Genomic DNA, 11,454 nt, shown 5'->3' with positions numbered 1-11,454 from the left:
ATCTATTATGAAAACAATTGACATGTTAAGAAACCTCCTATTGATCGCTATCATTACATTTTCAGTAGCTTGTTCAAGTGACGATCCTGAAATTGAAAGTGAAGAAGAAGTAATTACTGATGTAACATTAACATTCACAGAAGTAGATGAATCAGGTGCAGCATTAAGTGCATCCTTTGATGTTCTAGCCTCAGATCCTGAAGGTCTTGAATTGGGATCAAGTCCTACAATTGGTTCAATAACATTGGAAGCTGGAAAAAGATACCTTCTAGAAATTGAGCTGTACAATAGCATAGAGGATGAAGATATCACAGAGGAAATTCTAGAAGAAGATGACGAGCATCAGTTCTATTTCTTAGGTTCGGCTTTCGTTGGTACTCCAGTATTGACGTATGTATACGATGATGAAGATGGAGATGGAAATCCAATTGGTTTGAGAGGCTTTGTAACTGTGGCAGAATCACCAGCAGTAAATAATGCTCAATTTAGACTTGTTTTGAGACATGATTTGAACAAAGGTTTCCCTGGTGCCAATAATCCAAATTTTGAAAATTTTGTGAATGCAGGTGGAGAAACTGATTTGGATATCATCTTCCCACTTATCATCACTGGAAATTAATTCAAACAGGTGTTTTACAAAAAAGACTGTTCTATTTATCAGAGCAGTCTTTTTTTATATCTTTAAAGCTAAAATCAACCAAAATCATGAAGACACTTATCAAATCAATCTCGCTACTATTTTCCCTTGCCGTATTGGCGATAGCTTGTAATTCCAAATCAAGCCATGATCATGACCATGAAGAAGTTACAGACGAAAATCTGATTCAGGCTAATATGATTCACCAACAATCCTTAGACATTCGAGAGGAATTGATGGAATTAGAAAAACAGTTAAAAGAAGCAAATATTGATTATGCTGAACTGAAAGAAGAGTTGAAGATATGGGATAAGGATATCATTGAAGTTCCAGGCTTTGAACATTCTCATGATGATGAGCATCAGCGCAAATATCATGTGCACAACCCGATGAAAGAATTCACGCCTGAAGAACACAAGAACTATCAGCAGGTAATGTATGATGAAATTGTTGAAATCTCTTCTAGAATGGGTAGATTACTTACTCCAGAAGTAATGGATGAATCTGAAGAAGGATAAAAAGTAATATAGAGGTCACTTAAAAAATGACCTCTTTTTAGTTAATATGTTGGAAGACAAATTGAAATAGCTTCTCTTTCAAAGGACTCACGGCTATTATCGTTAAGACCTATATTACCTGCTGCAAGAATGACATTATAATCAGGACCGCTTTCTGCTAAGTGGATTTTGATATGCCCATCAAAATTCTTGAAAGCTTCAAAATCCAAGTTTTGTCCATTGGACATCATACCAAGAATAGTTGTGCTTTTTAGATCTTTATTATTGATAGGGTTAAGCTGAAATGCAATAGGAGAATCTGGGCCATCATAAGTACTGAAGTGAAGATGTGCGGGAAAAAAATAATCTTCTGTTGATTTTGCTCCTATCAGCTCTATGTGCATTTCTAGTTGTCCAGATACCAATTCTCTTAAGGTAACTTTTCCTTCGTAATTAAAATCAGACCCTTGATAGAGGTTATATTCTAGGGAATTACGTGTATACCTATTTTCTTTGTCTTTGTTACATGCAAATATCAAAGGCAAAATAAAGATGATGGGTATTAACTTTTTCATGTCTTATGGGTTTCTAACTCAATAACGCATTTATTTTGTATTAAGTTAAATTCAAATTTAAATTTATTGAAATAATTGTATTCTACATGTGAACTAAGTCACAAAACTCCTATTCCTTTTTGAATGAAGCTTTTTGCAGATCTTTATTACCGACTGGATCAATCCAATAAAACCTCTGACAAGTTACAAGCTTTAGAGGCGTATTTCAGATTGGCTCCTGATCAAGATAAGATCTGGACTCTGGCACTTTTTACCCATAGAAGACCCAAAAGACAGGTCAATACCAAGCAACTCAGAACTTGGTGCATGGAACAAGCAGCAATTCCTGAATGGCTTTTTGAAGAATCTTATCAAACTGTGGGTGACCTTGCAGAGACGATCGCTTTGCTGCTACCCTCTCCTAGTTCAGAATCAGATATGAGCCTTTCTGAATGGATCAACTATTTGCAAGAGCTCAAAGATTTAGAAGAAGAAGAAAAGAAAAAGAAAATCATAGCCGCTTGGGAAAACTTAAATCAACGGCAACGCTTTATATTTAATAAAATCATCACAGGAGGCTTTAGAGTTGGTGTGAGCCAAAACTTAATAACACAAGCCGTTGCGAGTACTTTTGGCATGGAAAAAACTGAGGTGGCAAACAGAATCATGGGGAATTGGGATCCTAACATGATTACTTTTCAAGAATTGATTATACAATCAGACCTTGCAGATGATTTGTCTAGGCCCTATCCTTTTTATTTAGCGCATCCTTTAGAGAGTGAGTTGAAGGATTTGGGCAATGTAGAAGATTGGCAAATTGAATGGAAATGGGATGGTATTAGAGGTCAAATCATCCATAGGAAAAATGAGGTTTATATTTGGTCAAGAGGAGAAGAACTTGTTACAGATAAATTCCCAGAATTATTGACTATCAGTCAAAAATTACCTAGTGGGACTGTTTTGGATGGAGAGATCATTGCCATGAAATCAGGAACGCCCTTACCTTTCAATGTCTTACAAACCAGAATCGGAAGAAAATCAGTGGGTAAGAAATTACTTCAGGATGCTCCAGTGGGGTTTATCGCTTATGATGTATTGGAGTTTCAAGGAAAGGATATCCGGCACTTACCTATCAAAGTCAGGAGAAGGATTTTGGAAGTAATCCTTAGCGAAATTGACCACTCTAACTTCAATGTTTCCATCATTTTGAAAGATAATTCATGGGATAAATTGCAAAAGCTCCAACAGCAGGCAAGAAAGTTCATGGCAGAGGGATTTATGTTGAAGCATCAAGATTCAGCTTATGAAGTAGGTCGCAAACGGGGCAATTGGTGGAAATGGAAAGTCGAACCGTTGACCATTGATGGAGTGATGCTCTATGCTCAAAAAGGTCACGGAAGAAGAGCGGATTTGTATTCAGATTATACGCTTGCCGTATGGCAAGGAGATCAGCTTGTCCCTTTTGCAAAAGCTTATTCTGGCTTGACAGATGCAGAAATGAAGGAAGTGGATCAATATGTGAAGAAAAATACCCTAGAGAGGTTTGGGCCTGTTCGGACAGTAAAACCAGGGTTAGTTTTTGAAATTGCATTTGAAGGTATTCAAGTAAGCCCGAGGCATAAGTCTGGTATTGCCCTGAGATTTCCACGGATTCAGCGATGGAGAAAGGATAAACCAATTGCAGAGGCCAATACATTGGAAGATTTAAAATCCCTACTTTCGCTCTATGGAGGATAAGAGACTCAAGGAAGCCCATGATTATTTTAAAACAAAGCAATGGGAGCCTTTTCCATTCCAAGAAGCATGCTGGCAAGATTACCTAGATGGTAAATCTGGTTTGCTCAATGCACCTACAGGTAGCGGAAAGACTTTTGCCTTGTGGTTTGCTGTCCTTCTGGAATACATACAAAACAACCCTAATACTTGGCAAAAACCACAGAAAAACGGATTACAAATCATCTGGATTTCTCCCCTTCGAGCTTTGGCCCAAGATATTGCATTGGCCATGCAAGAAGTATGTCAAGTGATTGGTCTGCCATGGCAGATAGCTGTTCGCAATGGTGATACAGATTCAAAGACCAAACAAGCGCAAAAAAGAAACCCTCCAGAATGTCTAGTCACCACGCCTGAGACTTTACATATCCTTTTGGCCCAGAAAGATAACAGCAAGCTTTTCAAGTCACTCAAAGTGATCGTGGTGGATGAATGGCATGAGCTAATGGGGAATAAGAGAGGCGTACAAGTTCAACTCGCCATTAGCCATATCCGAAACATGCGTTCAGATGCACTCAAAATTTGGGGTATATCAGCTACTATCGGAAATATGGAGGAGGCGTGTAAAATATTGCTCGGGCCTCAACAGCCCATTCACTTGGTCAAGGCTAAGATTGATAAAAAGATTGGTATGTTGACGGTTTATCCAGATGAATTGGAAAAATACCCTTGGTCGGGCCACTTAGGAATACAATTGATCGATAAGGTGCTCCCTATCATTGAATCTAAAACCTCTGTCCTACTATTCACCAATACCAGGGCACAGACAGAAATTTGGTATCAAAAAATCATGGAGAAGCGTCCTGATTGGGCAGGTCTTGTAGCCATTCATCATGGATCCTTGGACATGGCTGTCAGAACTTGGGTGGAAGACGCCCTGCATCACGGAAAGCTCAAATTGGTCGTATGTACCTCTAGTTTGGATCTAGGGGTGGATTTTAGACCAGTAGACGCAGTGATTCAAATCGGTAGTCCCAAAGGAGTAGCAAGGTTTGTACAGCGAGCAGGGAGATCAGGGCATCAACCAGGATTACCTTCAGAAATATATTTTGTGCCAACTAATTCGTTGGAGCTGGTCGAGGCAGCAGCGCTACGAGAAGCGATGGAAGCTGGAGAAATGGAAAGCATCCACTGCCCTACTCTGACTTATGATGTGCTGATACAGTTTATGGTTACTTTGGCAGTCGGCGAAGGTTTTTACCCAGATCATTTATTCCAAAATCTGAAAGCGACTTATTCTTTTGCCAATTTGAGTGAAGTGGATTACAATTGGTTATTGACATTTATCACCCAAGGTGGGGAGAGTCTTCAGAGTTACGATGAATTCTCCAAAGTCGAAATCATGGAAGATGGGATTTACAAGGTTAGCAACAAAAGAACGGCAATGCGACATCGATTGTCCATGGGAACCATAGTATCCGACCCTATGCTCAAAGTTAAGTTCAAGAATGGCGCATTTCTGGGAATGATCGAGGAGTATTTTATGTCTAAGCTTAAGCCTGGTGATCGATTTTTCTTCTCAGGCAGAAATCTGGAATTCCTTAAAATCAAAGATACTGTTGCTTTGGTACAGCTTTCATCCAAGAAAAGTAACAATATTCCCTCTTATATGGGTGGGCGTATTTCCTTGACTTCTAAGCTCTCTGGTAAAATAAGAGAAATACTCGAGGCCACCAATCAGGGAAAATTCGAAACGGAGGAGGTGAAATTTCTAGCTCCCCTCCTTGAACTACAGCAAAGACTCTCTTTAATTCCAGATAGAGATACTTTTTTGATCGAGAAGAATATTTCTAAAGAAGGACATCATGTCTTTTTCTATCCATTCGAAGGAAGGATGGTACACGAGATTTTAGGAGCGCTGATAGCTTATAGGATCAGTGTCAGTTATCCAATCAGTTTTAGCATTGCCATGAATGATTATGGCTTTGAATTGCTTTCTGATAGTCCTATCCCAATTGAAGAAATTTTAGAAGAAGACATCTTCACTACCATTGGGCTTAAGGAAGATATATTTGATTGCATCAATGAGAGTGAAATGGCTAAACGTAAATTCAGAGATGTAGCTACCATAGCAGGTTTGGTTTTTCAAGGATTTCCGGGAAAACCTATGAAATTCAAGCACCTGCAAGCGACTTCAGGGATTTTGTATGGTGTATTTGATGAATATGATAGAAATAACCTGCTCTTGAAACAAGCCCATAGGGAGGTACTAGATATGCAAATGGAACAGGATAAGGTTCTTCAGGCTATCAATAAGATCAATCAACAAAAAATAATTTTAAAAGCCCCAGGTCAGTTTACCCCTTTTTCATTCCCAATAATGGTGGATCGATTGAGAGCTAGTTTATCTTCTGAATCATTGGAAGATAGAATCGCCAAAATGAAAGCAAAATTAATTGAGTAAATATTAAGCATTGCTTTTTTTTATAGGAATCAATCCATTAATTTTCAAGTGTCAATCCAGCATTCAATGAAAATCACTTTTAATAATAACCTTAAATACCTGAAAAACGCTTTTTCCGTCTTTTTCTTAATTAGTGTTATTTTTTCTTTTGAGCTCAAAGCATATCAAATAGAAGAGCACCAAGCAAAAGCTGCACAGCTCTACGAAGCTTATCGACAAGCTGAAAACGAAAGTTTGAAGTTAGAATTGCTTTCTTCTATGCTGATGGAAATTCACTATTCTGATTCTGCACAGACTTATTATCAAGAAGCCATAACGCTAGCCAAAAAAATTGATAACAAGGAGCTTTTAGCACAGAATATCAATCGCCTTGGGGTGTATTACCGAAACATGAATCTGCAGGAAGAAGCTCTAAAAATGTACGAGGAGGCGCTGGAAGTAAGTTTACAATCAGGAGAGAGTATCCAAATTGGACACTCCTTGAATAATATTGGTCAAATGTATTTTTACAGGGATTATTTTGATGAATCCTTAGAGTATTACTTACAAGCAGAGCAAAAGTTCCTAGAAGTCAATGATTTGAATGGTCTTGGCTATAACTATACAGGAATGAGCTTGGTACTGAGTGAATTGGGTAGATATAGAGAAGCTTTAGAAAAAATTGATAAAGCCATTGAAATTAGGGAAGGCTTAGGGCAAAAAAGGCAAGTGATCGTATCTCGATTCAACAAAGCGGATATATTAATGGCTTTGGGCAATTATGCTGATGCCGAAAAAGACATTCTAATGCTTTATGAATATGGCAAAACTTACGATAAAGTGAGAGCTATTCACGCATTAGAAAAGTTAGTTGAATTAAATGTCAAGAAAGGTGATATCAATCAAGCAATTAGCTATGCACAAATCGCAGAGGAATTTCATAAAGAGAAGCCAAATTCCGAATCGATGATTGAGATATATCAGCTGATGAATCAAGTTTACTTCAACAGAGGCGATACATTGATGTCTGCTAAGTTTCAGAATTTGCTTCAATCGGAGCGTAACATAATCAATGCTGAGAAGACAAAAATTTATCTAGCAGGGCTTACTATTAAAAATCAAAAGAATGAAATTGAGTTTTTGAACAGACAGCAAACTTTGATTCAACAAAATGAAAGGTTCAAAGCATATCTGCTAGTTGGTTTATTTATCGGGATTTTGATGATCAGTATTGCCTATTTCGTTGTGTACAGATCTCTGAAAAAGGAAAAAACCAGCCTAAGGTTGTTATCTGAGCAAAAAGCCAAGATCGAACAGCAAGCAGATGAGTTAGCGAGACTCAATCAAGTGAAAGATAAGATTTTCTCAATCCTTGCCCATGATCTCAAAGGCCCTCTAAATTCTTTAAGTGGACTTGTCAAATTGATCCAAGAAGATGACCTCACCAAAGAGGAGTTTTCCTCTTATATTCCGATCATTGCGCAAAATTTGGGGAATAACAACATATTGCTCGAAAACATACTGGCATGGTCGCGTAGCCAAATGCAAGGTTTGGAGGTACATAATTCCCAGCTTCGTCTAAATGATCTTATTCAGAAAAATATAGAATTTTTATACCATTCTGGCTATTACAAAGGTCAGATCATGATCAATGAAGTAGATGAAAACTTAACTGCTATGGCTGATCGTAATATGATAGACATTGTTGTTCGGAACCTACTCACCAATGCCTTAAAATTCACAAAGCAAAACGATCAAATCATTGTGAGTGCTTTTGAGAAGGAAGGTAAAATCACGATTAAAGTAACAGATGAAGGCGTTGGAATCATGCGCAAGAATCTCCCAAGACTTTTTGGTACAGAGTTTTTTACTACTCCTGGTACCCATCAGGAAAAAGGTACAGGTATTGGATTGATACTTACCAAAGAACTCGTACAGATCAATAAAGGTGATATCTGGGTGGAAAGCGAATATGGTGCTGGATCTACTTTCTATTTTAGCATTCCAAAGGCAGATTAATTAGCTCTCCAGAAGAATGGCGTGAATAGAATCAGAATCGTGTACAATTCCAATCTTCCAAGTAGCATAAGAAAGCTTAAGAATATTTTGGCTGAAGGATCAAAGAATGCAAAATTATCCATTGGTCCAACTTGACCAATTGCTGGTCCTACATTACCCAAGCTAGTGGCAACTGCTCCAAAAGAAGTCAAAATATCGTATCCCATCAAGGCCATCACAATACTACTCAGTACAAAAATCATCAGGTATATCAATAAGAAATTCATGATGTGCGTGATGATCTTTCCAGTTACCCTATCTCCATTTATTTTGAGTGGAACAACAGCTCTTGGGTGTACTATCCTTTTAAATTCTAACCATGTGTTTTTAACAAAAGTCAAATGTCTCACAAATTTGATTCCCCCACTTGTAGAACCCGCAGAACCGCCCAAAAATAGCATCATGAAGAACAACAGGGTCAATCCTTGATGATAGGCTGTATAATCTGCTGTCACATACCCCGTGGTAGTGATTAAGGAGACAATTTGAAACAAACCGTCACGGAAAGATTTTTCGAATTCTTGTCCACTGTAATAAAATATGGGTACAACAAATGTCAAAGCCAAAAATATCACAGCAGTGGCATAAGCCTTAAATTCATCAGATTTCCATACCCTCTTAAACTTACCGATCAAACCAAAATAGATGATTGTGAAATTTGTTCCTGCCAAAAACATAAACACAATGGCTGTATACTGAATAAAAGCAGAATCATAATAGGCCATGCTGGCATTTTTGGTTGAAAATCCACCAGTGGCCATTGTTGTCAAGGCGTGATTGACTGCATCAAAAAAGGTCATTCCTCCCATAAAATATAAGATACCCACGGCTATAGTTAGACCTATATAGACTAACCATAGTCTTTTGGCCGTCTCTCTTATCCTTGGATGTAACTTATCGGAAGTAGGGCCTGGTGATTCAGCTACAAAAAGCTCTATACCACCAATTCCTAATAGTGGCAAAATGGCTACGGTCAATACAATAATCCCTAAGCCTCCAATCCATTGCGTCATGCTCCTCCAAAAAAGAATTCCTTCAGGCATACTTTCAATGTCATTCAGAATTGTGGCTCCTGTTGTTGTCAAACCTGAAATGGTCTCAAAAATTGCATTATGAAACTCTGGAATGGTACCGCTAAAAAGATAAGGTAGCATACCAAAGACGGACATAAATATCCAACTGAGCGTCACAATCATATAACCTTCTCGCTTACGAATGTTCTGATCTTGTTTAGAAAAGGAAAAATATAGTGTCCCTCCTATCGCAAATGCAACAAAAGCGGATGATAACAAGGCAATTTCGTCATGACTGCCAAAGTACAATGCAAAACCTACACCTGGCATCATCAATGCTCCTAAAAGCATCAATAATGCGCCCATGATTTTCCCTATCGCTTTATAATGGATCATGAATTAATGGAAAAGCTTTTCTAAGGCAGATTTTGCAGTAGGCAAAGCCAATACAATCGTTTTATCATCTAGTTGAAGTATAAAATCTCCATCAGGTATGTAAACCTCCTCTCCTCGGATAACTCCTGCCACTATCGCTGTGTCTGGAAAGTGTAAGTCCTTCAATGGTTTTTTGGTCACCCTGTTATTTTTGGTAATGACGTATTGGATAAACTCAGCGTCAACACCATGGATTCCTGAAACTGCTTCTACATTACCTTTTCTCAGGAATCTGGTAATTTGATTAGCTGCCACTAGCTTTTTATTGATCAATGAATCTACGCCAATACTGTGCGAAATATGGATGTATTCTCTTGTATCAACGTGCGCAATAGCCTTATATACACCATGATTTTTAGCCGTCAAACTCGTGATGATATTTGTTTCTGATGATTCTGTCACGGAAATAAAAGCCTGCATCTCTTCCAATCCCTCTTCAACCAATAGTTCAATATTCTTATAGTCTCCATTGATAACCAATGTGTTATCTAGTCTTTCTGAAAGCCACTTACAACGCTCCTTATCCTTGTGAATTAATGTAACTCTATACTCCTTTTCTAATTTCAATGCTGTGGCATATGCCATGTCATCTCCTCCGATGATCATGACATTTTTGACAGTCACCTTCTTCTGCCCTAAAAGGTCGAGGATAGACTCTACTGCTTTTTTGTTGGAGATAAAAAATACATGATCATTATTTCTGATAATCGTATTTCCTCTTGGGATGATTGTCATCTGCCCTCTTACAATGGCGATGATCCTGATATCTTCAAATACAGGATTCATGCTCATGTCTGAGATTTTTTTATTGACCAAGGTGCTGTATTGATCCAAGGTAATCCCCACCACATTCAATTTGCCCTCCTCAAACTCAAAAACATCCGTAAATGAAGAGTTTTTGAGCATTCTTTTAATCTCTGATGAGCAAAGCATAGTTGGTGAAATAATATTATCAATGCCTATCTGATTGAAATAAACTTCATGCTCTGGGAGCAGGTAGTCATGTGTTCTTACTCGGGCTATTACCCGCTTAGCACCCAATTGCTTAGCTAAGGACGCAGTCACAATATTAGTTTTCTCAGAAGTTGTGACAGCCATCAGCATAGCCGCGTCTTGCACATTAGCATTTTTTAGTACTTCTATTGAGGTGGAGTCGCCTACTATGGTAAGCACATCGAGGTGTGAAGCTACATTGTCTAATACATCCTTATCGGTATCTATCAGCACAATATCTTTGTTATCAAAACTTAATTGCTCGGCAAGATGGTAACCCATATCTCCCGCCCCAGCAATGACTATTTTCATTCCCATAATTAGAGAAAAACTCTTGATGATTGACAAATGTAGAAACTTTCAATGAATTGGAATGAAACTGAGGTCAAAATCTATTGGCAGTAACGATTGACATAATCAATAGCTGCTTTTGATCCAAAATTCATGGCTTCTTTCCAATCTTGACATGCTTTAGTCTTCTGATTTAATTGATACAAGGTCGTACCTCTATTGGTAAGAATGTCACCATTATCAGGACTTAGCTCAAGGGCATAATTGTAATCCACTAATGCTTTTTCATATTGAGCTGTTTTGAGATGGCAATTGCCCCGATTGAAATGGTATGCCCAGACTATGGGGTAGTCTTCTCCATTGATTTTACTGTAAGCTATTGCCTCAGAATAAGCTTTTATCGCTTCTTCAAATCGTCTTTCGGACTGCATCATATTACCTAAGTAGTAAGCGAGTTCGTCATCCTCTTCAAAAATCTGCAAACCTTGCTTCAAGGCTTCAATTAATTCATTTGTCTTGAAATTATTGCCACGGATGGCATTGTAATAGGCCACATAGGCAGGGTGAAAAGTTGGATCATTTTTCAATACAGATTCCAAAATCTTAGCGGCACTTTCGTAACTTCCCTTTGCAATCATATCACTTGCCGTACCCGTGATGACGATGGAGTTGTTTCTTTCATCGACATCTATTTCATATATTTCTTGAGACCATGCAAATGAAAAGCTAAGCAATAAAAAAAGGCAGGTAAAAAGACGTGTCATGTGTTGTATTTAGTTTTAATGAAAATTGTACAAAGAACCACGTACGATGTACAAAG

The 11,454-nt window shown here is 38.1% G+C and carries 9 protein-coding genes; 5 read left to right on the top strand and 4 right to left on the bottom strand.

From position 1 onward, the window contains the following. Positions 1-7 precede the first annotated feature (7 nt). Together BW935_RS06475 and BW935_RS06470 are read left to right on the top strand one after the other, a co-directional pair. On the top strand, positions 8-619 hold the full coding sequence (locus tag BW935_RS06475; protein ID WP_076499693.1) for a hypothetical protein: 612 nt from the start codon (positions 8-10) through the stop codon (positions 617-619). An 86-nt stretch (positions 620-705) separates the two neighbouring features. Further along, on the top strand, positions 706-1,155 hold the full coding sequence (locus BW935_RS06470) for a hypothetical protein (protein WP_076499691.1): 450 nt from the start codon (positions 706-708) through the stop codon (positions 1,153-1,155). Between the two features lie 41 nt (positions 1,156-1,196). Here the strand turns inward: BW935_RS06470 and BW935_RS06465 are convergent, their stop codons facing one another. Beyond that, the gene (locus BW935_RS06465; RefSeq protein ID WP_076499689.1) at positions 1,197-1,709 is read right to left on the bottom strand and encodes a hypothetical protein; all 513 of its coding nucleotides are present in this window, start codon (positions 1,707-1,709) and stop codon (positions 1,197-1,199) included. 123 nt (positions 1,710-1,832) lie between these two features. Between BW935_RS06465 and BW935_RS06460 the strand changes: the two genes are divergently transcribed. The 3 genes from BW935_RS06460 to BW935_RS06450 all read left to right on the top strand — a co-directional run bounded on the left by BW935_RS06460 (position 1,833) and on the right by BW935_RS06450 (position 7,863). Then, complete coding sequence (locus tag BW935_RS06460) at positions 1,833-3,425, top strand: ATP-dependent DNA ligase (RefSeq protein WP_076499687.1); 1,593 nt, start codon at positions 1,833-1,835, stop codon at positions 3,423-3,425. Further along, positions 3,415-5,865, top strand: coding sequence for a ligase-associated DNA damage response DEXH box helicase (locus BW935_RS06455; RefSeq protein WP_076499685.1), 2,451 nt, complete (start codon positions 3,415-3,417; stop codon positions 5,863-5,865). The genes BW935_RS06460 and BW935_RS06455 overlap by 11 nt, the downstream gene beginning before the upstream one ends. Positions 5,866-5,931: 66 nt before the next feature. Continuing rightward, positions 5,932-7,863 carry a sensor histidine kinase gene (locus BW935_RS06450; protein ID WP_076499683.1) on the top strand — a complete coding sequence of 644 codons (1,932 nt, stop codon included), beginning with the start codon at positions 5,932-5,934 and terminating at the stop codon, positions 7,861-7,863. Here the strand turns inward: BW935_RS06450 and BW935_RS06445 are convergent. The 3 genes from BW935_RS06445 to BW935_RS06435 form a co-directional block, all read right to left on the bottom strand. Continuing rightward, positions 7,860-9,311 carry a TrkH family potassium uptake protein gene (locus tag BW935_RS06445; RefSeq protein WP_076499681.1) on the bottom strand — a complete coding sequence of 484 codons (1,452 nt, stop codon included), beginning with the start codon at positions 9,309-9,311 and terminating at the stop codon, positions 7,860-7,862. The two genes, BW935_RS06450 and BW935_RS06445, sit on opposite strands and share 4 nt — an antisense overlap. A 3-nt stretch (positions 9,312-9,314) precedes the next feature. After that, a complete protein-coding gene (trkA, locus tag BW935_RS06440) occupies positions 9,315-10,661 on the bottom strand; it encodes a Trk system potassium transporter TrkA (RefSeq protein ID WP_076499679.1) in 1,347 nt (448 codons plus the stop codon). A 74-nt stretch (positions 10,662-10,735) separates the two neighbouring features. After that, on the bottom strand, positions 10,736-11,398 hold the full coding sequence (locus tag BW935_RS06435) for a tetratricopeptide repeat protein (RefSeq protein WP_076499677.1): 663 nt from the start codon (positions 11,396-11,398) through the stop codon (positions 10,736-10,738). Positions 11,399-11,454 lie beyond the last annotated feature (56 nt).

It is taken from the genome of Belliella pelovolcani (genome assembly GCF_900156785.1).
Lineage (GTDB): Bacteria > Bacteroidota > Bacteroidia > Cytophagales > Cyclobacteriaceae > Belliella > Belliella pelovolcani.
The sequence above is the reverse complement of the archived record's forward strand: the minus strand, read 5'-3'. Positions and strand labels throughout refer to the sequence as shown.